The organism is bacterium (genome assembly GCA_035295165.1).
Lineage (GTDB): Bacteria > Sysuimicrobiota > Sysuimicrobiia > Sysuimicrobiales > Segetimicrobiaceae > JAJPIA01.
The window spans coordinates 31866-51826 of the sequence record DATGJN010000033.1; the positions used below are offsets into that span (position 1 = coordinate 31866).

The 19961-nt window shown below is 65.8% G+C and carries 19 protein-coding genes, 1 tRNA gene and 1 pseudogene; 10 read left to right on the forward strand and 11 right to left on the reverse strand.

What is annotated here, in order from left to right:
* Positions 1-84: 84 nt before the first annotated feature.
* The 3 genes from VKZ50_04925 to VKZ50_04935 all read right to left on the reverse strand — a co-directional run bounded on the left by VKZ50_04925 (position 85) and on the right by VKZ50_04935 (position 2433).
* Positions 85-327 (reverse strand): hypothetical protein, encoded by a 243-nt coding sequence (locus VKZ50_04925; protein ID HLJ59057.1) that lies wholly within the window; start codon positions 325-327, stop codon positions 85-87.
* Between the two features lie 86 nt (positions 328-413).
* A complete protein-coding gene (locus tag VKZ50_04930; protein HLJ59058.1) occupies positions 414-1796 on the reverse strand; it encodes a hypothetical protein in 1383 nt (460 codons plus the stop codon).
* Between the two features lie 205 nt (positions 1797-2001).
* Positions 2002-2433 (reverse strand): hypothetical protein, encoded by a 432-nt coding sequence (locus VKZ50_04935; GenBank protein HLJ59059.1) that lies wholly within the window; start codon positions 2431-2433, stop codon positions 2002-2004.
* A gap of 232 nt (positions 2434-2665) precedes the next feature.
* On the opposite strand from VKZ50_04935, the gene VKZ50_04940 reads away from it, so the two are divergent.
* Positions 2666-3838, forward strand: coding sequence for a peptidoglycan DD-metalloendopeptidase family protein (locus tag VKZ50_04940; GenBank protein HLJ59060.1), 1173 nt, complete (start codon positions 2666-2668; stop codon positions 3836-3838).
* 9 nt (positions 3839-3847) lie between these two features.
* Here VKZ50_04940 and VKZ50_04945 read toward each other — a convergent pair whose 3' ends face one another.
* From VKZ50_04945 to VKZ50_04960, 4 genes and pseudogenes are all read right to left on the reverse strand, one after another.
* Positions 3848-4666 carry an alpha/beta hydrolase gene (locus VKZ50_04945; protein HLJ59061.1) on the reverse strand — a complete coding sequence of 273 codons (819 nt, stop codon included), beginning with the start codon at positions 4664-4666 and terminating at the stop codon, positions 3848-3850.
* Positions 4663-4788: pseudogene (locus tag VKZ50_04950) on the reverse strand (ABC transporter permease). Before VKZ50_04950 ends, VKZ50_04945 begins: the two are co-directional and overlap by 4 nt.
* Before the next feature lie 129 nt (positions 4789-4917).
* Entirely contained in the window at positions 4918-5328 is a 411-nt protein-coding gene (locus VKZ50_04955) for a VOC family protein (GenBank protein HLJ59062.1), read from the reverse strand.
* A gap of 268 nt (positions 5329-5596) precedes the next feature.
* A complete protein-coding gene (locus tag VKZ50_04960) occupies positions 5597-7201 on the reverse strand; it encodes a GMC family oxidoreductase (protein ID HLJ59063.1) in 1605 nt (534 codons plus the stop codon).
* A gap of 571 nt (positions 7202-7772) precedes the next feature.
* On the opposite strand from VKZ50_04960, the gene VKZ50_04965 reads away from it, so the two are divergent.
* From VKZ50_04965 to VKZ50_05005, 9 genes are all read left to right on the forward strand, one after another.
* Positions 7773-8051 carry a ubiquitin-like small modifier protein 1 gene (locus VKZ50_04965; protein HLJ59064.1) on the forward strand — a complete coding sequence of 93 codons (279 nt, stop codon included), beginning with the start codon at positions 7773-7775 and terminating at the stop codon, positions 8049-8051.
* Positions 8052-8055: 4 nt separating this feature from the next.
* Positions 8056-8901: a hypothetical protein gene (locus VKZ50_04970; protein HLJ59065.1), complete on the forward strand. Its 846-nt coding sequence runs from the start codon at positions 8056-8058 to the stop codon at positions 8899-8901.
* Positions 8894-9844 carry a cysteine synthase gene (locus VKZ50_04975; GenBank protein HLJ59066.1) on the forward strand — a complete coding sequence of 317 codons (951 nt, stop codon included), beginning with the start codon at positions 8894-8896 and terminating at the stop codon, positions 9842-9844. Before VKZ50_04970 ends, VKZ50_04975 begins: the two co-directional genes overlap by 8 nt.
* Before the next feature lie 166 nt (positions 9845-10010).
* Positions 10011-10478 (forward strand): M67 family metallopeptidase, encoded by a 468-nt coding sequence (locus tag VKZ50_04980; protein HLJ59067.1) that lies wholly within the window; start codon positions 10011-10013, stop codon positions 10476-10478.
* Complete coding sequence (locus VKZ50_04985; protein HLJ59068.1) at positions 10475-10903, forward strand: Rrf2 family transcriptional regulator; 429 nt, start codon at positions 10475-10477, stop codon at positions 10901-10903. The genes VKZ50_04980 and VKZ50_04985 overlap by 4 nt, the downstream gene beginning before the upstream one ends.
* Before the next feature lie 144 nt (positions 10904-11047).
* On the forward strand, positions 11048-11686 hold the full coding sequence (locus VKZ50_04990) for a sigma-70 family RNA polymerase sigma factor (protein HLJ59069.1): 639 nt from the start codon (positions 11048-11050) through the stop codon (positions 11684-11686).
* A complete protein-coding gene (rsrA, locus tag VKZ50_04995) occupies positions 11683-11907 on the forward strand; it encodes a mycothiol system anti-sigma-R factor (GenBank protein ID HLJ59070.1) in 225 nt (74 codons plus the stop codon). The genes VKZ50_04990 and rsrA overlap by 4 nt, the downstream gene beginning before the upstream one ends.
* An 8-nt stretch (positions 11908-11915) precedes the next feature.
* A complete protein-coding gene (locus VKZ50_05000) occupies positions 11916-12851 on the forward strand; it encodes a hypothetical protein (protein HLJ59071.1) in 936 nt (311 codons plus the stop codon).
* A 141-nt stretch (positions 12852-12992) separates the two neighbouring features.
* Positions 12993-13069: transfer RNA gene (locus VKZ50_05005), tRNA-Met, on the forward strand.
* On the opposite strand, the gene VKZ50_05010 is transcribed toward VKZ50_05005, so the two are convergent.
* The 4 genes from VKZ50_05010 to VKZ50_05025 all read right to left on the reverse strand — a co-directional run bounded on the left by VKZ50_05010 (position 13048) and on the right by VKZ50_05025 (position 18991).
* A complete protein-coding gene (locus VKZ50_05010) occupies positions 13048-14688 on the reverse strand; it encodes a recombinase family protein (GenBank protein ID HLJ59072.1) in 1641 nt (546 codons plus the stop codon). The two genes, VKZ50_05005 and VKZ50_05010, sit on opposite strands and share 22 nt — an antisense overlap.
* A 376-nt stretch (positions 14689-15064) precedes the next feature.
* Positions 15065-15637, reverse strand: a complete 573-nt coding sequence (locus tag VKZ50_05015) for a hypothetical protein (protein ID HLJ59073.1) — start codon at positions 15635-15637, stop codon at positions 15065-15067.
* A 651-nt stretch (positions 15638-16288) separates the two neighbouring features.
* The gene (locus VKZ50_05020; protein HLJ59074.1) at positions 16289-17281 is read right to left on the reverse strand and encodes a ParB/RepB/Spo0J family partition protein; all 993 of its coding nucleotides are present in this window, start codon (positions 17279-17281) and stop codon (positions 16289-16291) included.
* 1542 nt (positions 17282-18823) lie between these two features.
* Positions 18824-18991, reverse strand: a complete 168-nt coding sequence (locus VKZ50_05025) for a hypothetical protein (GenBank protein ID HLJ59075.1) — start codon at positions 18989-18991, stop codon at positions 18824-18826.
* Between the last annotated feature and the right edge of the window lie 970 nt (positions 18992-19961).

The window sequence follows — 19961 nt, forward strand, 5'->3', positions numbered from 1 at the left end:
ACGACCGCGTGCGTCGCGGAGTGCGGATCGCGCGCCACTACGGTACGGTGACGCGGTGGTCGAGACGCCCGACTCGGACGTCTGTTACGGTGACGTGGTGACGCTGAGCGGCACCCGCCACTGCAGGTTGATCTGCATCGAACCTTCGTGCTCGTTCTCCTCGGCGCGGATTTCGAATCGGATCATCTGGCCGAGATGATAGACGTGTCGCTGCTCACTGGACCGGACGGCCAGCGTTCCGTGCATCAGACCGAGCGACACCTGATTGATCAACTCCGCGGCCGTGGTGCTCGGCAGCGCCGTCCTTACCTTGAGCGGTGTTCCCATCTCATCACACTCCTCGCTGCGCGCCTACCGCGCGACGCTGGATCCTGCATCTGCGATCGAGGCTCACATCGACCCGCGTCTCCGGGTCACGGGCGCGACCAAGACACGATGTCCGTCCACGACACGTGTCCGAAGAAGTCGGTCAGGGCAGCGTGCTGAGGGAACGGACCGATGATCCGGACCACGTCGCTCGACCTGGACCGCCAGAGCCACAGTGCGTCGTCTTGCCAGAACAAAAGGGCGCGACCGTCCGTGGCCCATGCGGGGGCAAAGACACCGCCGCGCACGTAGGAGAGCTCGTGCGCGCCGGTCCCGTTGGACGCGGTGAGCCACAGCGTCCGCGTGGTGGTCCAGTCGACGCCGGTCCGCGCGCCGCCGGACGAGTCGGCGCGTTGCTGCGCGCGGACAAATGCGATCGTGCTGCCGTCGGGCGCCCACGCCGGGTCCACGGAGACGTCGGAGGCGGGTTGAGGGATGCGTCGGCACGTGCCCCGCGCGACGTCGCATACCACCAGATGCTTCCCCCGCCACACCTCGCGGCCGCCGCCGTCCACCAGCAGCAGGGTATGGCCGTCCGGAGCCCACGACAGCCAATCTCGGTACGGCAGTGTGCCGGCAATCGCGCGGCTCGTGGATCCGTCCAGCGCGAGCGCGAACAGGTCGAGGCCGTCGGCGGCGAGGGACTGCGAGTAGTCCGGATCCAGCCAGAACACCAGGCCGCGCCCGTTGGGCCACCATCCTGCAAGGACGACCGCAGTGTCGGCCGACGCGGTGAAGCGCCTAACGATTTGGCCATCTCGTAGTCGAATCGTGCTTACCACGTCGTGTCGCACCGGCAACGAGACCGTCGCGACGTAGGCGATCATGGCGCCGTCAGGGGACCACGCAAACGACGTCACGGCGTCGCCGGCTGCACGCAGCGGTCGTGAAATACCGCCCGGGTTCGTGAGCCACAACCCCGACTTTCCGGAGGAGTCTCGAAGCACGGCCGCGAGCGTAGCGGTCGTCGGGGACCACGCTAGGTCGTCCGGTGACGCCCCACGAGCCTGGCCGACACGGTAGCTTGCTCCGCCGTCGGCGCGCGCAATCCACGTCTCGCTGGTCGCCGTGTTCGCGCCGAGGAGCCGATGATACGCGAGCCAGTGTCCGTCGTGGGACCACGTTGGGGTCGCCGCAACACCGACCGACGGAATCTGGCGGAGCACGCCGGCCGCCCCGTCCGCGACGTACAGATGGGATCCCCAGACCAGCGCAAACCGGCCCAGCCCCTGCAACGCCGACAACCTGACACCCGGCGTCGACGCCGAGGGTTGCGCGGTGTCCGGCAGCGTCGATGTGCTCGGCACCGCGGGCTCACCCGTGCCGACGAGCGCGAAGATGCCGATGAGGAGGGCCGCTTCCAGCACGGGAAGCGCCTTGCGAAAGACCCCTGCGGCAATCAGTGGACGGCTGATTCGGTGCACGCGCATTCCCGGCCTTTGCCGTGGAAGATGGCTACAGCATATCACACGGTGATGAGACCTCAACGGTGACGAAGGATTTGCGCATTTCTCTCTTCCGCACCCGAGCGGGGCCATCAAAAAACGAGCCGGGGCGAATGCGCCCGTGAAGTGTCGCAGGCCGGCGCCCCGAAGGCGCCGGCCTGCGCGCGCGGCGCTGCATCGCAGAGTGCGCCTACGTGGGTTCGTCCTCGTCGTCTTCGATTTCGAAGTCCTCTTCCACCTCGACGGTCTGCACGCCCCAAATGGGTTCCTGCTGGGGCGCTCCGGTGGGCCCTGCCGGCGGCGTGACAAACAGCTCCGGCGCTGGCGAAGGCATGCGCTCAGGGGTGACGGCGGAGGGTGCAGACGCGGTCCGTGTCCGCACCGTGCGCGGTCTCGCTTTGGCCGCCGCGCCGGTGCGCTTCCTCGTGCTCCGCGCCGGTGCCCGCCGCTTGGCGCCGGCGCGGGTCGTCTTGCGGGCGGCCGTCTTGCGGCGGCTCCCCGCGGTCGATCGGGCTGCGGCCCGGCCGCCGGCCGCCTTCCTCACGCGCTTCCGAGCTGTGGTCGTCCGCTTGCGGGGTCCCGACTTGGCCCGGGTCTTTCGCCGCACCGCTCGCCTCACCATACTCGACCTCCCTTTGCCGGCTCGCAGGATGTACGTGCCACGCAATTCGCGGCCGTTGTTCGACGGGGTGAGACCGTTTCCTTTGTATAATCACAGCCGCTCGCGCCCGCGCCCGCGGCAGGAGTCTGACGTCTCACGACGAATACACCGTCTCGTGCTCGGGGGGAATGGCGCTCATAGCCCCGCGTCGCACTTGTCACAGCATCACGTCGCAGCATTGAACGAGGCAGCGATGCGGGGACGATTCAGGGCATTTTTTGTTGCCCTCGTAGTGGGGTCGCTGGTTTCCGCCGATCCCTTCGGGGCCATCGCGGCGGGCGGATCCGTATCCGCTCCACAGTCGCACGTCGCGGCGTCCTCCGCCGAGTCCACGCTGGCCCGTATCCAGCAACAACTGGCTGACCGGCGCCGTGCCCTGGCGCAGACGCGCATGCAGGAGCAGCATGCGCTCGTGCAACTCTCGTGGGCCCAGGAGCGACTCGAGCGAGCGCGGATGGGCCTCGCCCAGACCGTCAGCGCGCTCCACGGCACCCAAGCGGCGGTTGCGCAGGTCACCAGCTCGCTCGCCACCGTGTCGCAGCAGCTCGAGACCCACGAAACGCTGATGGGCGCTCGCGTACGGGCCTTCTATGAGCGTGGTCCTCTCGGTTACCTCGACGTGTTGCTCGGGGCCGCCGATTTCCGGGATTTCGTCTCGCGCTCGTATCTGCTCGGGGTCATCATCAACCGTGACGTCCAGCTGTACCAGCAGGTCAGCTCGGAACGTGCGAAGCAGAGCGAGGCGCGGGCGACGCTGGCCGAGCAGGAGCAGCATCTCGCCGAGCAACAGGCCCAGTGGATCGTGAGCCGCGACCAAACCGTACGGCTCGCCCAGGAGCGGCGTGATCTCCTGACCCGGGTCCGCTCGCAGCGACTGGCGCAGGAGGAAGCGATCCGCGAACTTGAGGCTGAGTCCCTCAAGATCACGGACATCATCCGGCGGTCGACGGGGCGCGTGCACGTTGGTCCCATCCCGACCCTCCGGGACGGCGCGCTCCTCTGGCCGGTGGAGGGTCGCATCAGCTCTGGGTACGGCTGGCGAACCCACCCGATCTTCGGCACGCGTGAATTCCACACGGGGATCGACATCGCCGTCCCTTGGGGGACCCCGATTCACGCCGCGGCCCCGGGTTCGGTGATTTTCACGGGGTGGATGCGCGGTTATGGGATGCTTGTGATTCTGGACCACGGCAACGGTCTTTCCACGACGTACTCGCACCTATCCTCATACAGCGTGCACGTTGGACAGCGCGTGGAGCGTGGCGAGGTGATTGCGCACATCGGCAGCACGGGGTGGAGCACGGGTCCGCACCTGTTCTTCGAGGTGCGCGAGGACGGGAAGCCGGTCAACCCGCTCGGCGAGTAGCGCCGCGATCTACACGACGCGATCCAGGAACTGGCTCAACGCTTCGAACAGCGCCTCCGGCTCTTCCGTTTGCGGCGAGTGCCCGCTCTGCTCGAACACGTGCAGCTCGGCCTGCGGCATCAGCCGCGCGATCTCCACGGACTCCTCGACCGGGCAGATCCAGTCGTGGCGACCGACGCCGATGAACGTCGGGACGGCGATGCTGGCGAGCGCCGCTCGGACGTCGTAGGTCGCATAGTCCCGGATCAGCGCGCGCCGCGTTTCCGGGTCGAAGGAGCGTCCTGCCAGGCTGGTGGGCGCGCGCGTCTTGTCGTAATAGTACAGCGGTTGAATTGTCTCGAAGTCCCGCTGGAACCCCGCCGGATCCGTGAGGGAGCCGTCCCACAACCGCCGGTACGCCGCGATCACCTCGGGTGATCCCTGGCGTTCCGCGTTCGCCGTCGCGCGCGCCATGAACCCGCCGCTCGGGGCCGTGCCAATCAGGACGAGCGCGCGCGGCTCGGAAGGGTACCGGGTCGCGTACAGCAGCGACGCGAATCCGCCGGCCGACGTGCCCCCGACGATGGGGCGCTCGAGGCGGAGCGCTTGGATCAGCGCGTGCAGGTCCTCCGCCTGGTCCGCGATCGTGTACGTGTGCGCCGGGGCGCGGCCCGACGCTCCATGGCCGCGGTGCTCGTAGGCGATCAAGCGCACCCGGCCGGCGAGCCTCCGGTACGCGCCGATCCGGTCGGGGTGCCCCATCCCCGGCCCGCCGTGGACGAGGACGTAGGGCGGGCCGGACCCCAGCGTCTCGTACGCCAGCTCGACGCCGCGGACCGAGATCTTCATCGGGGTCGTGGATCGAGGGCGTCCCGGAATCCGTCGCCCACCAGATTGATGCTGGTCAGGAAGATCGCCGCGCCGGGCAACGCGGCGATCCACCACGCGCTGTCCACGTACCGCCTCCCTTCGAAGGGCCCACCCGCACGCGCGTTATGATGGTGTATCAGATGTTCCGCGATCCTGATCGTGTGGTCCGCTATGGCCGTTGGTCGATGCATGCGGCATCACCAGCACCATGAACCGCCTCGCCCTGTTTCCTACGCGACGTAGACCATCCACAGCACACCGAAACGGTCCGCGACCATGCCGAACCGCGAGGAGAAGAACGTCTTGGTCAATGGCGCCTGCACCCGCCCGCCGTCGGCCAGTGCGCCAAATACCCGCTCGGCGTCCTCATCCTTGGGCACTGTCAGCGACAGCCCAAAGCCCTGAAACGTCGGACGCCCAAGACACTGCCCGTCGGACGCCAAGATCTGCGTCTCCCCCACGCGGAACGCCGCGTGCATGATCTTGTCCGCGCTGTCGGCCGCGACCCGTTCGCGCTGGCGGGCGTCGGGATTGTCCTTGAACCGAATGAGCGCCGTTACCTCCGCGCCGAGCGCGCGGCGGTAGAACTCGAGCGCCTCCTCACACCGGCCATCGAAGAACACGTAAGGCTGAACCTGCATGTCACACCTCCGTCTGATGTCGGGGTCGGACCGCCGGATCCGCTTTGGCCCGCCCGTCTCGTTGATTCTTCTCCCGCCACATAGTCGACTGAGGGGTCCCAAAATCGACACACGGCTCGGCAATCAACACCCGGCCCCGGGTCCGCCTCTCTTGGTTGGGTTCAAATAGTATCTTTGACACTATTGGTGCAACGAACGTGCATATTCCGAGGTTCACGCCCTCGCGCGCACCAACCGCGTCCTTCGGGCCAGCAGATCCGCGTGACCACTACCTCTGACCTCGTACAGGGCGACGCGATCGGTCAAACACCGACCTGAGATGGTGGCAAAGTCTCCGCGTCAAGGCGAGAATCGTGAAGGTAGGGTTGGCATTTCCGCCGGTCGGGAAGACGGAACTGCCGATGACATAGAGATTGGTAACCCCGAACACCTTGCAGTTGACGTCGACGACACCCTGCGCGCTCGACGCGGCCATTCGCGTCGTCCCCATATGGTGGTGTGCACCGCTGAGTGCGAATCGAAGGTCGCCGGTGTCCGCGGGATAGCTGATCTCGCCGATGTGATGGTTCTCAAGCACGTCTCGGAGCAAGCGCAAATACTTCTCGAGTGACGCAAGATCGAACTCCGAAAGCTTCCAATCCACGACGAGGACAGGCTCGTTCAATTCGTCCTTCGCGGCTGCAGACAGGCACACGCGACTCTCAGCATCTGGCGCTTGTTCCAGAAAGTGAACCAGTTCATAGTACGGGACCTGCTCGGGCGGTTTGGGGCGACTCCGTTTGAACGGCCCCATCAGCCGATTGTACACGCGGCGCGGTAGGGGTTTGATCAGATGACCGCCGTCTGGTTTCCTTCGAGCAGGGTCGGAGTCGTCAGATGCCCTGACCGTCGTTCCACGTACGGGATAGAAGGCCGTGCTGTGATTCGGAAGGCGATGTTCTCGGCGGAACTCTTCCGAAAACGCGAAATACCGGCTGATGTGTGTATTCCGATGTTCGAGTGCCAATTGTTCTTCCAACTGAACATTCAGCCCCGGGGTGAATCTTCCCCAGATGCCCTTCGGATGGTCCATGAAGAACCGCCCAACCAAATCGGAGCGGTTCCCGAGCGCCACATTATCCCGCGTGCGTGAGTTGAGGAGCAGCCTGGCATTCTCAAAGCCGCCGGTCGCTAGGACGAAGGCCTTCGCATACACCCGACCGCAGTGCCCGCTCAGCGTCTTGGCAACGACGTGACCAATCGTGTCCGGTTCGTTGCCACCGGCCCCCTTGTCAATGACGAGTTCAACGGCGTTCGCGTTCAAAATGACGGTCACATTCTTCGAGCGCTCCAACGCCGCCCGGACCTCGGTGTTGAAGTTGAGCGGCGGTATTTGATCGTAGTGGAAATCCTCCGCCTGTTCTCGAAGCCCGCCGCGGCGAAGGCGATTCCGGTCAAACAGCAGCCGAGGAATTTCATAGTCTCGTGCCACATGAACGTAGAAGGGCAGGAGGTCATGGTACGTCAACGGCCATCCACTGCGGGGCATCCAGTCCTTGCGCTGGAAGTCGTCCGGGGCGTGCGGCTTCCACTTTCCCGACCAGGCGTTGCTCGTTCCTCCGAACTGCCTGATTCGGGTCTCGTGTCGATAGGCAGGAGGCAAATCCGGCATCAACCGGTCCGATGTGGCGATGTCCTTCCCGACGGATATGATCCGGTGCAATCGCTGCGCCCCGGCATCGAAGTCCAAGCCTCCCCCCTCGATGACGACAACCGACAACTCCGTGCCGTCAAACAGCCGTGCCATATCAAGGCCCGCCGCGCCGGCTCCGACGATGCAGAGCTCCGTGTGCATGGCATCGCGCTCGAATCCCTTGCAGGCGAATGTGATCATTGAGCCACGGCCGCTGTCAAACGTTCCTCCGTCGCATGAGCGATTCCATAGCATTTCATCGACTACCCGGCGTCGTCACACCGACGACCTGCGACGTTCCGCCACGTTTCTTTGAGGCGGTTCTATGTGAGCGTTGTGATTCACTCCGGCGTCGGTTGAGCAGTATGGGCTACCTTACGGCTTCAATTGACGCCTTGTATTCGTCGGAATTGATCGTTCCCGCCTGCTTGTTCAACCCATGGGCTCGAGGGAGACGCTCGGGGGGGCACGCGCGGGCGCTCAGTCGTCGGATTCGGCCTCCCGGCAGCGACAGCCCTCATCCGGGAAGCCGCGGGCTGTGCGCGTGCCGGACCGGGACGAACCGGGCGTCCCGAGCATGGAATCGGGGGCCCGCCCCGGGCGTTCACTTGACTGATATGGGGATGGGCTGCATCTGTACGAGCGCGCACGGCCCGGCGGAGGTGTGTCGCCGGGAATAGCGGTTGGGCGTCGTGCCCGTGTTTCGATGCAGCATCAGACAGCCGCGGCGCCCGAGACCGCGGCTGCACCATTTTCGGGAGGTGGCGATCGGATGGCGCAGATCTATCTGCCGACGCCGCTCCGTCGACTGACTCAGGGTCAGGCGCGGGTCGCGGCCGACGGACGCACCGTGGAGGAGGCGCTGGCCTCGGTCGAGCGGCAATACCCCGGCCTTCGCGAGCAACTCAGGGATACCTCGGGGGAGGTACGCAGCTTCATCAACGTCTTCGTTAATGGGACGGAGATCCGGTCGCTCCAGGGCGTGGCCACCCCGCTTCGCGAGGAGGACGAGATCTCGATCGTCCCCGCGATGGCAGGGGGGAGCTCATAAGCGCATGGATGTTTCCGTTCGGCCGCGTCCGCACGCTGCCCGTTCGTCCCCGGTGCTCCGCGTTGTGGAGACCTCGCGACTGTTCCTGCACGAGGAGGTGGAGTCCGGGCGCGTGGCCCGGTTGTCCGACGCCCTGAGACGCGATGGCGTGCTGCGCAACCCGCCGGTCGTCGCGCCGATGCCGAACGGCCGCGCCGCCGTGCTCGACGGCGCGAACCGTGTGACGGCGCTGGAGGCGCTCGGGATCCCGCACGCCGTGGTGCACGTGGTGGACTACACCCGCCCCGAGATCGTCCTTTCGACGTGGCGGCACTACGTCCGCGACCGCGGGCGGCTCGGGCGGCGCGTGGCGGAGCTGGGTGAGGCCCGGATCCTCCCGGTCGACGCGGTCGCGTCCGGCGAGGCCGACCTCGCGAGCGGCGCGGCCGCCGCGCTCGTGGTCGACAGGGGCGGGATCGCGCTCCTCGGAGACCGCGGGGGCGTCGCTGCGGCGCTGTTGCTCTCCCGGCTCGTCGCGCTGTACCGAGGGCGTGACGAAATCTACCGCGTGGAGCGCGGCGACCTCGAGACGCTGCACGCGGAATACGGCCCCGGTACGCTCGTTGTGTTCCCGTCCTTCTCCAAGGACGATATTGTGCGGCTCGCGGCCGGCGCGGGACGGTTGCCGACGGGGATCACGCGTCACCTCATTCCTGGCCGCGTGCTCCGGCTCAACACCCCGCTCGACTGGCTCGGCGCTCCGGCGGACGAAGCACGCAAGCAGGCGGAGCTTGACGCTACCGTTCAGCGCCGCTGGCTCGCGCACGGCGTGCGATATTACGCCGAGCCCACGTTTCTGTTCGATGAGTGACGGTCGCTCTCGGGCGCAGGCTGCTGCCGGGCTCAGCGTCTCGCTGTTGGACCGGATCGGAAATACGCCGCTCGTGCGCCTGCGTCGCGTCATCCGGGGTGTGTCCGATGCCGTCGAGGTATATCTCAAGGCCGAGTGGCTGAACCCAGGCGGCTCCGTCAAGGATCGGCCGGTGCTCCGGATGCTCGCCGACGCCGAACGCGACGGTCGCCTGACTCCGGGGAAGACAATCCTCGACTCCACCTCGGGCAACGCCGGTATCGCGTACGCGATGATCGGCGCGGTGAAAGGGTATCCGGTGGAACTGGTGATGCCTGCAAGCGCGAGCGAGGAGCGACGGCGCATCATCGCCGCGTACGGCGCGCGGATCACGTTGTCCGATCCGCTTGAGGGCAGCGACGGGGCGATTCTGCTCGCGCGGGAGATCCACGGGCGAGATCCGGAGCGCTACTTTAAGCCGGACCAGTACAACAACCCGTCGAACTGGCGCGCGCACTATGATACGACGGGGCCGGAGATCCTTGAGCAGACCGGCGGTCAGGTGACCCACTTCGTGGCCGGCCTGGGCACGACCGGCACCCTCGTCGGCACCGGGCGCCGGCTGCATGACGCGGACCCGCGCATCCGGGTCGTCGCCGTGGAGCCGGACGCGCCGCTCCACGGGCTCGAGGGGCTGAAGCATATCGTGACCTCGATCGTCCCGGGGATCTACGACCCGGCCGTGCACGATCGGAAGGTTTCGGTCGCGACTGAGGACGGGTACGCGATGGCGCGTCGCCTCGCCAAGGAAGAGGGATGTTTCGTCGGAGAATCCACTGGCGCCGCCGTGGTGGGGGCGCTTCAGGTGGCCCACGAGCTTGCGTCGGGCGTAGTCGTGGTTATTGCGCCGGACGGGGGCGACCGGTATCTCAGTACGCCCCTGTGGCGCGGCATCACCGCGTGACCCGTCCGCGGATGCACGATCGCCGGTGGTGCGTTCGAGCCTGCGAACGCAGATGCTGCTCGGACCGGAGCGCTCTACCCGGCGGGATGTCCCGTTCGGGACCTTCCACGGCGGAACCGATTCGGGTACAATAAGAAGCTAGGTAGGGGAGTGTTCGCGCTTGCCGGTGCGGTTGACACGGACGCAGCTCGAACAAATGGTCGCGCAGGCCCGTGCGGAGGCGCCAAACGAGTGCTGCGGTCTGCTGCTTGGGACCGGCGACGTGGTGGCCGAGGTCGTCCCGGCGCGGAACAGGGCCGGGGATCCGCCGGAGCCTCGTGACCCGACGCGACACTATCGTGTCGACGATCAGGCTCAGCTTAAGGCCATGCGGTTGGAACGGGAGCGGGGGTGGGAGATCGTGGGTATCTACCATTCGCACCCGGCGACTCAGGCACACCCGAGCGCGACGGACCGGGCGCTGGCGTTCTGGCAGAGTCCTTGCTACGTGATTATTTCCCTCGCCGACCCGGCTCGGGTCGACGTGCGCGCGTTCCGCATCAGCGACCGGATCGATGGGAACGGAGCCATCGCCACGGACGAGAATCGGCACCCGATCAGGGACGTCACGGAAGAGGAAGTGGTGGTGACATGAAAGTCAGTTCCCGGGCCGAATACGGCATTCGTGCGCTGATCGACCTGGCGCAGCACTACGGCGAGGGACCGGTCCAGAGCCACGACATCGCCCGCCGGCAGGGGCTCCCGGAACCGTATCTGAACCAGTTGATGACCACGCTCCGTCGCGCCGGCCTTGTTCAGAGCAAGCGCGGGCCGAGCGGCGGGCACGTTCTCGCGCGCCCGCCTGAGCGGATCACGATCGGGGAGGCGTTTTTGGTCCTGGAAGGAAGCGTGGCGCCCTGGTTGTGCGTGGAAGAGACGGACGCGCACTGCATTTACGCACCCGGTTGCGGGCTGCGCCCGGTGTGGCAGGCGGTAAAGGTGGCGACTGAGGAAGTGTTGAATCGCACGACGCTTGCGGATATCGTGCGCCCCGCGCTTGTATCCGCGGGCGGCGGGTGAGCGGCGGCCTGGCACGCGCAACGTCTGGCGATGGTTCCCAGCGGAGGCACCCCGGAGGTGCCTCCGCTGCGTTTGGGCGGAATCGCTTGGTCGCGATCGGCGTTCTTGCGAATGAATGTGCATGGGGAGCACCAGGAGAACGAGATGAACACCGCGGAGCCGGAGCGCCACCCGGTCGGGCCAGGGGCGGAGCGGCCATCCGGCGCCATGGATCGGGATGCTCGCGCGCGGTTCGAACGGCTCGTCGGTGAACATCTCGACGGCCTGTATCGGGTGGCGCGCCGCCTGACCCGGAATCAGGCGGGTGCGGAGGACCTCGTGCAGGAGGCAATGCTCAAAGCGTGGCGCTCGTTTCACACGTTTCGCGAGGGCACCAACATGCGCGCATGGTTGTACCGAATCTTGATGAACGCCCACATCGATCGTCACCGTAAGGACGCGCGAACCCCCGAGGTTCTGCAGGAAGAGATCGGCGACGCCTACCTCTACGCCGGGGCCCGGGAGGGTCTGGCGCTGAGTGAAAACGGGAATCCCGAGACGCAGGTGCTGGACCAGATCATGGATGCGGAGGTTCGGGAGAGCCTCGACGCCCTGCCGGTGGCGTTTCGCACCGCCGTAATGCTGGTGGATGTGGAGGGTTTCTCCTACAAGGAAGCGGCGGAGATTCTCGGGGTGCCGGTGGGCACGGTGATGTCGCGCCTGTATCGCGGGCGCCAAGCGCTTAAGCGTCGGCTGGCCGCGTTCGCGCGGGACCGGCACTTCATCAGCGGAGCGCAGGCATGAACTGTCACGACGCCGTGGAGAAGCTCTGGCAGTATCTCGACCATGAGCTCGACGGTGCCGCGGTCCCCGAGCTGGAACGGCACCTGCAAGAGTGTCGGGACTGTTTCTCCAGGGCGGAGTTCGAGCGGCATCTGCGAGCCTTGCTGCGGCGGTCGTGCGGCTGCGAGCAGGCCCCGGCCGGGCTGCGGGCCCGCCTTCACCGACTGCTAGGAATGTTCTGAGCCGTCGCATGTCCCGGCGTGCGGCGATCGACGTCGGCACCAACTCGGTACGCCTGCTCGTCGCCGAGCTCCCTGCGCGCGACTCTGCCGCAGCAGATCCACCTGGCGACAGACCGCCGCTCCGTCCGGTGCTTCGCCGCCTCGCCATCACCCGTCTCGGCGACGGCCTGGACGCGGACGGATTGATCCAGGAGGACGCGGCCGCGCGAACGGCCGCGGCGGTTCAGGAGTTTGCCGCGGCGGCTGAGGACGCGGGCGCTACGCCCACGGTGTTCGCTACGTACGCGGTGCGCGCCGCCCGCAACCCCGCGGTGCTGCTCGAGCGGCTCGCCCTTCCGGTACGCGTCCTGAGCGGCGAGGATGAGGCGCGGCTTGGATTCCTGGGGGCGGTAGCAGGTCTCCGCCGCGGGACTGGTGATGAGCGCTCGCTCGTCCTCGACATCGGCGGCGGGAGCGTCGAGTTAACCCGAGGAACGTCGCAGCGCATCGAAGAGACCCACAGCGTCCCGCTGGGATGCGTCGTGCTGACGCAGCGGTTCCTCGCCCACGATCCGCCCCAGGACCGAGAGGTCGCCGCGCTCCGCGCGTATGTGGCCCAAACGCTCGGGCCGTTGTTGGGCCGGTTTCGTCGGGAGCCCGACGCTACCATCGGCGTTGGAGGAACCATCACCACGATCGCGGCAATCACTCAGGGACTCATGCCTTATGACCCCGACCGCGTCCATGGGTATCGACTGGAGTTGACGCAGGTCGCAGGCGCGCTCGACGTCCTGCGCGCTCGTCCACTCCAGGCGCGGCGGATGCTTCCGGGGCTTCAACCGGAACGCGCGGACGTGATCATCGCCGGCGGCCTAGTCCTGCACGACGTGCTTGAAGGGCTCGGTGGACGCTCGATCGAGGTCAGCGAGGCGGATCTGCTTTGGGCCGTGCTCATGGATCGGTAGACTAGTCGTTGGGGACAGCGTTGAATCTATCTGGCAGTGCCTGGGCGTCGGAGAACGGGGTTCTGTGGCGCGAATGCGTTTGACACACCCCTGCCTACTGGTATAATTGGAAATGCACTCTACAACCTCATACGATTGCGGCGCGGGGTGGAGCAGTCCGGTAGCTCGTCGGGCTCATAACCCGAAGGTCGCAGGTTCAAATCCTGCCCCCGCTACCAGTGCCACCACTAGGGGCCTGGTCTCCCGTAAGGGCGAGCAGGCCTTCTAGATTTCCGGTGAGGTGCGCCACCAGCCCCGCGGGAGTTGGTTCCAACACAATGTCCCCCAGCAGGCCCCGGAGCGCCGTTCGCGCCTCGTCGATGTCGGTATGGAGGACCCGAGCCAAGTGTTCGAGCCGGCGCCGGATCGCGTCCGGTAGCTGGCGCAGCGCACGGACTTGGGCGCGGGACGGCGTGTCCAGGCGGGCCCGAAGGGTACGGACCTTGGATTCCGTCTCGTCGAGCATCTGTTTGGTCAGGTCGCTCAGGAGGCCGCGACGAATGGCCTCTCGGATATGGTCGAGTTCTGCCATCGCCTCCCGTAACTCCGACGCAAGCTGCTCTCGATCGTCGTCCGTTCGGGACCGCTCCGCTTCGACCTGCCGGAGGCCCTCGTTAACGCTCCGGGTCAGGAACGCGATGGCGTCAGGGGAGAAGAGCTCGTCGCGGATGACGCGCAGCAGACGGTCCTCCACGAGCACCCGCCGCACATGGAGCGAGTTCCCGCAGACGTCCGGGCCACGGTTCACATGATAGCTGCACCCATAACGGGCGCCGTCCCGCATGATGTAACGAGCCCCGCAGACCCCACAGCGCAGGAGCCCGCTGAACAGGTACCGTTGAGAGATGCCCCCCGAATGCCCTTGCCGGGCGGCCCGCTCCGATGCGGCGTGCTGTCGGTCCTTCACGCGGTCCCACAGGTCTTGGGGCACGATCCGGAGCGACTCGTCGTGTTGGACGATCCATTCGGTGCGGTCGCGGACCCGCGGGACGCGCTTGCCAGTCTCGGGATTCTTCTCCCACCGAAACTTGTTCCAGACCACTTCGCCGCAGTACAACGCATTATTCAAGATCCCGGTCCCGAGTTTCGGATTGCCGTAGAGCGCGGTCCAGGTCCACCCACGCTGCCCGCGGGGCGGGGGGACGTGTTCGGCGTTGAGGGCGTGGACGATCCGCTTTGGCGTCCAGCCCGCGGCGAACTGGGCGAAGATCCGGCGCACGATCTCCGCCTGCCCCTCGTGAATCACCCGACGATATCCCACGACCCGCGGCTGCCCGTGGGCGTCGAGATGGGCCGAGTCCAGCACCGGCTCACTCGTGTACCCGTAGGAACGGCCTCCGGCCACGAACCCTCGGCGTGCCTGCCCGGCCAATCCCCGCTGCGTCCGGGCCGCGAGATCGCTCAGATACACCGAGTCCTTCCACGCGGTCACGATCGAGATGAGGGAGCCGGTCTTCTCATCGGCGAGATTCGTACCGCTCGCGACCGAGAACACGGAGACGCCGAGGAACCGCAACCGTTTCAGCGCCCGCGCGGCTTCTTCGATGTCGCGCCACAGACGAGACTGGTCCTCAACGAGGATGGCCTCGAACGCTTTCCGCCGAGCGGCGGCCAAGAGGCGTTGATAGCCGTCGCGTCGGGCCTCGCTGCCGCTGCTTTCCTGGTCAACGTAGATGTGCTCCTCCGCTACTACGCAGCCGAACCGATCCGAGGCACTCCGACACAGTGCAATTTGGTCTTCCAAGCTCGTCTCGCGCTGCAAGGCACTCGAATAGCGCGCGTAGATGGCGGTTCTCATTGGGGCAACACCGTTCGTGCGGGGCATGAAGGAGAAGATTCCTCCGAGGGCGCGATCGCCCCTTGCGACTCCGCAAGAATGTCCTTGACCATGAGCCGAGCGAGGCCTTCGAGGAAGACGCGGACCCCTGGGCGGAGTGCAACAGGCCGGGGGGATCGAGGAAGCACGCGCCGATCGGTCATGCACCGCCCCCACAGATGGTATGGGGGGGGATGCGGGCGGCCGACTCCCCTCGACACTTAGGCGGCGTCCCGATTTGAACGTAGACGCCGTGCCGCACTAATCGCACAAGACTACTTCAAGAAATAGCGTCCTCTCCCTCTTCGGCCGTTGGTCCGAAGGACGAGTCGGGTCCCGAGCAGTTCGTCGGGATCCATCAGTTGCTCGGCATCAGGATGAACTGCATACGCGGCGCCTGCGCGGCAGTAGAGTTTCGTATCTTAACCGTGCCCCCAGTTTCCTTGAACTGAAGAGTGAGGCTATGCGAGGCGCCGTCCCCCGCGATAGAGCCGGACAGGTTGAAAGGCTCGAAACTCTCTAGCGAGAGTCCAAGGCTAAGTTCCTGTTCGTGGATAGCAGAGCCCCCATCGGCTAACGCGACGAATGGATTACCGCTTGCGGCGCAGTCCGTTGTGCCCCCTATGTTATACGCGAGTTTCCAGCCTGTAGGAATCGTCACCACGAACTTCAGATTCGTGGTATCCACGTCTGCGTAGGAGCCAGACGACGTACTATAGTCTCCCGACGCTGACCCTGTCTTCGTCGTGATGCCCATCTGGGCGGTATTGGCATGGTTGAGGAGCACGCCGGAAAGGGCGATATGCCCGCCTACGTCTATCGTGGCTGAGGCAAGAGGAGAGGCTTGAGCAACTCCGATCACTACTGGACTGGTGAGCACTCTCAGAGCTTCGAGCCAAGTGATTGCCCCTGAGGCCGGCGCCGCATACATCCACCGGAACCCCGGGAGGCTGTGCTCCTTCGTGATCGCGAGCGACCAGACAGACGTGGAATCCCGGGCCCAGACCGTTGGACTCGCCTGACTCACATAGCCATTCGCCACGAGCCACTGATCGTCCGTGAGTTGGTTGTCTCGCCAGCCAGTGGTCGGTGGACCGTTCGGTGTCGTGAATGGGCTCAGGGTGCCAAGGACGCCCCCGGACGCGCTTGGGGTACCCCCGAGAATAGCCCACTGGATCTGCGCAGCACCCACGCCCGTCGCCAATGCGAAGTTCGAGACCGTATCAGCCGTGGTGGGGTGCTGGGTACTCCAATTCGTGAATGGGCTTGGGCACATGGTCCGCTACCCTCCGACACACGCGTCTCGATTCGACTTGAATCGGAGATCCGGCCCGGTGATGCGTGGCACCCCGGCTCGTACTGCGGGTGCCACCGGCGACGGCCCGAGTGTTCGTATCGACTCCCCGCCAGTCTACGGCATTCGCGACAGACGCGGAAGACGTAAGGGCCGCTCCGCGGAGGCACGTCAGCTTTTGACATGGAGAGAGTCATCGCGGTCCCCTCCTGGGCGTTTCGCCCGTATCCCATACCTAGACATGGACAATGAAATGTCGGTTTCCGACATAAGCGCCTGTATCCCCGGTCATGGGAGCGCTCGATAGCGCCACGTCGGGTCGCGCCATGGAATCGGGGCTCCCTGTGCCGTCAAGAATCCCTCGACCGCCCGCAGGACCGACGCGAACACGTCCGAACACAGCCAGAGTCGGTACTCCAACGGGCACTCCGATGCCGCACCGAGCTCCGCGCAGAGCTCCGAAGCATCACCGAGTGTCTCGTGCCATTCAAGAACCGCCAGGAGATTGCCGGCGTGCACCGCGTCTCGCGTCGGCGAAGAGCACTCGGTCGCGGGCTCATCCAACGGAGCGGGGGCGACGCGCGTCTGCGCCGCCTGGGCTGTATCGAGCGACGATGCGGGGGCGAACGCTGGATCTACCCGCCGTGCCCGCGCCAATTCATGTTCGGTTGCGAGCCCGGTGCGCACGAGATTGTCGCCCGGCCGCGGGAGGAGGTTCGGACGGACCAGGATCTCACGAGGCACGGTGCGGCCCTCGACCTCGTCAATCCAGCAGGCAATCGTGGTCCTGTGGACGCCATAGATCTGCGCCCACTCCAGCTGGGTCCGTCCTAGCGGTTTGTAATACGGGACCCAGGCCATCTTGAAGTGGCTTCTCTTCTGCGCGAGGTCGAGGGGGAGACCGTGCCCGAGATTCGCTTCCAGCGCCCGAATGAACCTCTGGGCGGGACTGCCCTCGAAGATGGTTGCCGGGATCGTCGTCCATTTCTCTCGGTCATCGGCGATGTCGTGAGCGAACTCTTTGGATTCAAGAATCCGCTGTCGGGCCCGGTACCGGTGCCGCCCATCGAGGATTACAAACTTCGTCCTGCCGTCCTCGGCGGGAGCGAGGAGGATCGGCGGCACAGGCCGTCCGTGGAGATACGCGACGGCGAGCGCCTCGATGTGGTCGGATGACGTGGCGACGCCCCGTGGGTTCTCCGCCCCAAGTGCCGCGTCAATCTCCTCCAACGGAATCTCGACGACCCTCGGCTCGTTAGCACGTGCCGCTGCAAGCGCCATCGTTGTTTCCTCCTTTTTTCTTATGGACTGAGTGCCCAGCAGTACGTTGGAGACCCGAATCACGATCAGGCAGAGCATGCAAAGGAACCCAGTGCTTCCCCTCGATCCGGTCCGCGCTGACCAACTTCGGCCCCCATTCGCGGGCGAGCCGCTCTGCCCGACGAAGCTGGCGTTTGAGGTCCCGTGGAGACGGGAGTCGGAAAGTGCCAGAGGGGCGTCGGCTGGTCAGGTGGGCGAAACGCCCATGAAGCCGGGTCAAATAGTCGTCACCGGAAGCGGAGGAGGGCCTATCGGCCGAGTCGGCTGCCGTAGGGGCCACTACACCTTCAGGTCTTGCTTCCCTTGTACTGAAGTAGCATTGTCTTGGATTACCTATTGGAAGGGGTGTGGGGAAACCATTCGTTCGTCGCGCGCGGGACACGCCCGGCCCTGGCATGAAAACAGCCGTCGGTCGGTGACCTAGTTGAATCGTGCCGACGATGTGAATGATGCCGAGGCGAAGCAGCTCATGCATAGCCTCTCCGGCTTGGCGTTCCCCCATCCCGCACCACGACGCCACGAACCTCCACGAGAGCGGGATGGCCTCCCCCGGCGCGAACTGCCAGCGTACCCCGAACAGCTCCAGAATCCCCTCGTGGGCGCGCCGAGTCGAGGACCGGATACCTTCGGGAGGCGATGGGATCACTACCCCGGCGAGACGGAGCACCCCCGCGCGCACGAGGAGTCGGCGCCCCCATAGTGCCCGCTGGATCGGACTGAGGTGCCGGACCGTACCACTCACCCGTGCCGCAAAGACCTCGGCGAGCAAGAAGATTTCTTCGCCGTCCTTGGTATGCCAATCATGATAGAAGTAGTTGCCGTTCGTTCCCGACCACACGGATGCTGAGGGGTGCCGATCCGCCCCATGGCCGGGGAGTACGCAACGAACGGACTTGCCGGACATTGCGGCGGACCGAATGCCAAGGAGCGGCAGCACCCGTGCAACGACCACGGGATCGCTGAGGTAGACACCGAGTTCCTGCTCGGTGCGCTTCATCTCATCTGTCGAGGGTTTCGATTCGTCGGGCTGATCCCGGACGAGGTCTGTGAGCCACTCGGGCATCGGCGGGAGCTGGTCCAGGACGAGCGGCGGAGACTCAGGCCGGTAGTGCCGGCCTGGCGAGTTGGGCACGATCGCCAACCGTCCAGCCCCAAGCGCGTCAAGCCCAGACTCCGCTTTCACTCCTGGCCCGGAGAGCGCCCCCGCCCAGGTGCAGTGAATCCCCCGCGGTGAGTCCAACACCGGCGTCCCGCGTGGGATGCCGTGCGCCTCGATGTGCTGCGTGCCCTCGGCGGTGTCGGCCTCGACGTGGACAGTCCCGTCGGGCAGGATGATCGCCACGCTCGTCGCCCGAGGGTGGGCAAACATTCGCGTAATCTCGTGCGGGGACTGGGCGCGCTGTTTGAAGTGCTTCCACGTCCGCACGACCGGCCGCTTCTCGGAGTCCATCGCGAGCACGCTGAATCCCGAACGGTGCAACTCGTGGGCCTGCGCGGTGAGGTTCACTGGAGCACCCGGGGAGCCACGGTTTGCTGGTCGATCAGGCAGATGATGCGAACGAGCGCGGCTCGGATCATAAACACCAGGTCCGCGCGCTCGACGTCGTCGAAGGATGCGGTTAGCCGATGCAGCGATGCAAGAGTGGGCTCATCGCCTCCTGCGATCGCCACGAGTCCTCGGAGCGTATCTGCCGCAGACGGGCGTTGCAGAAGAGACGACACTGAGTTGTCCGGATGATCGGGGGGCGTTGCTCCGTTGCCCTCTTGCGGAATCTTGAGCTGTCGTCGTACACTCAACGTAATCAGCCTCCTTGGTCGGGGGTGCTGGGGTTTGCATGAGCTGAGCGGCTGCCTTCAATCGCTGGGGACGGCCGCTCAACTTTTGTATCAGGTCATCGAGCCGCTGCCGCTACCTCCTTGCCCGCCATCCGTGCTCGCGCGGCCCGAGGATTCCGTCGGTGCTCCCGAAGAAAGCGCTCGACGTCCTCTTCGCGGAAGTACCGAACCCCACCGGGCCCTCTAAACGCAACCTGAAGCCGTCCGGTTGTGATGTGGTCCATCAACGTGCTGTGCGATAGTTGCGCCCGTCGCATGACCACTCCGGTTGTCACGACGCCGTCGAGCGGGTTAGTCGTGTTTTCGCCCATTCGGTGCACCTCCACCCGAATATCCTTCACTCTCAATCGTACAAGGTGAGTCTTGAATTACCAGACTGACAGTAAGGCCCTTACGGGGTCCCCGGAACGGTCCGATCTGACGACGATCATCTTGATAGACAGGGATCCGCAGTGCTGGGGACGGGGCAGGGGATTCTACGCAGGCATCGGGCATTCGCCCGGAACGGCGTTCGAAGACGGTGGGGGCTTGTGTGCGAGCGCGTTCGGACGTAGTCTGGGGCCGACTAGAACCCTTCGCCTCCTCGGGGGCCTCTGGTCTCTCAAGCGGGTCACCCCGGCGATGGGTGGCCCGTCCCACGTCTGGGGCAGGTCACCGTGCTGCAACCGCCCCCTCCTTGCTATCCGCCTGTGTCCGCGCGCGCCGCGGGTTTCGCCCTCCATCCGGCCCGAGGGAGGTCCGCCAGACATGGCGAACGGGCATGATCTGACTGGTAGCGTTGGGGGGGATGATGATGAGACTGATG

Excerpts from the sequence above, each read along its gene's own strand:
- VKZ50_04925 (HLJ59057.1), bottom strand. The coding sequence starts at position 327 with ATGGGAACACCGCTCAAGGTAAGGACGGCGCTGCCGAGCACCACGGCC.
- VKZ50_04930 (HLJ59058.1), bottom strand. The coding sequence starts at position 1,796 with ATGCGCGTGCACCGAATCAGCCGTCCACTGATTGCCGCAGGGGTCTTT.
- VKZ50_04935 (HLJ59059.1), bottom strand. The coding sequence starts at position 2,433 with ATGGTGAGGCGAGCGGTGCGGCGAAAGACCCGGGCCAAGTCGGGACCC.
- VKZ50_04940 (HLJ59060.1), top strand. The coding sequence starts at position 2,666 with ATGCGGGGACGATTCAGGGCATTTTTTGTTGCCCTCGTAGTGGGGTCG.
- VKZ50_04945 (HLJ59061.1), bottom strand. The coding sequence starts at position 4,666 with ATGAAGATCTCGGTCCGCGGCGTCGAGCTGGCGTACGAGACGCTGGGG.
- VKZ50_04955 (HLJ59062.1), bottom strand. The coding sequence starts at position 5,328 with ATGCAGGTTCAGCCTTACGTGTTCTTCGATGGCCGGTGTGAGGAGGCG.
- VKZ50_04960 (HLJ59063.1), bottom strand. The coding sequence starts at position 7,201 with ATGATCACATTCGCCTGCAAGGGATTCGAGCGCGATGCCATGCACACG.
- VKZ50_04965 (HLJ59064.1), top strand. The coding sequence starts at position 7,773 with ATGGCGCAGATCTATCTGCCGACGCCGCTCCGTCGACTGACTCAGGGT.
- VKZ50_04970 (HLJ59065.1), top strand. The coding sequence starts at position 8,056 with ATGGATGTTTCCGTTCGGCCGCGTCCGCACGCTGCCCGTTCGTCCCCG.
- VKZ50_04975 (HLJ59066.1), top strand. The coding sequence starts at position 8,894 with ATGAGTGACGGTCGCTCTCGGGCGCAGGCTGCTGCCGGGCTCAGCGTC.
- VKZ50_04985 (HLJ59068.1), top strand. The coding sequence starts at position 10,475 with ATGAAAGTCAGTTCCCGGGCCGAATACGGCATTCGTGCGCTGATCGAC.
- VKZ50_04990 (HLJ59069.1), top strand. The coding sequence starts at position 11,048 with ATGAACACCGCGGAGCCGGAGCGCCACCCGGTCGGGCCAGGGGCGGAG.
- rsrA (HLJ59070.1), top strand. The coding sequence starts at position 11,683 with ATGAACTGTCACGACGCCGTGGAGAAGCTCTGGCAGTATCTCGACCAT.
- VKZ50_05000 (HLJ59071.1), top strand. The coding sequence starts at position 11,916 with ATGTCCCGGCGTGCGGCGATCGACGTCGGCACCAACTCGGTACGCCTG.
- VKZ50_05010 (HLJ59072.1), bottom strand. The coding sequence starts at position 14,688 with ATGAGAACCGCCATCTACGCGCGCTATTCGAGTGCCTTGCAGCGCGAG.
- VKZ50_05015 (HLJ59073.1), bottom strand. The coding sequence starts at position 15,637 with ATGTATGCGGCGCCGGCCTCAGGGGCAATCACTTGGCTCGAAGCTCTG.
- VKZ50_05020 (HLJ59074.1), bottom strand. The coding sequence starts at position 17,281 with ATGGCGCTTGCAGCGGCACGTGCTAACGAGCCGAGGGTCGTCGAGATT.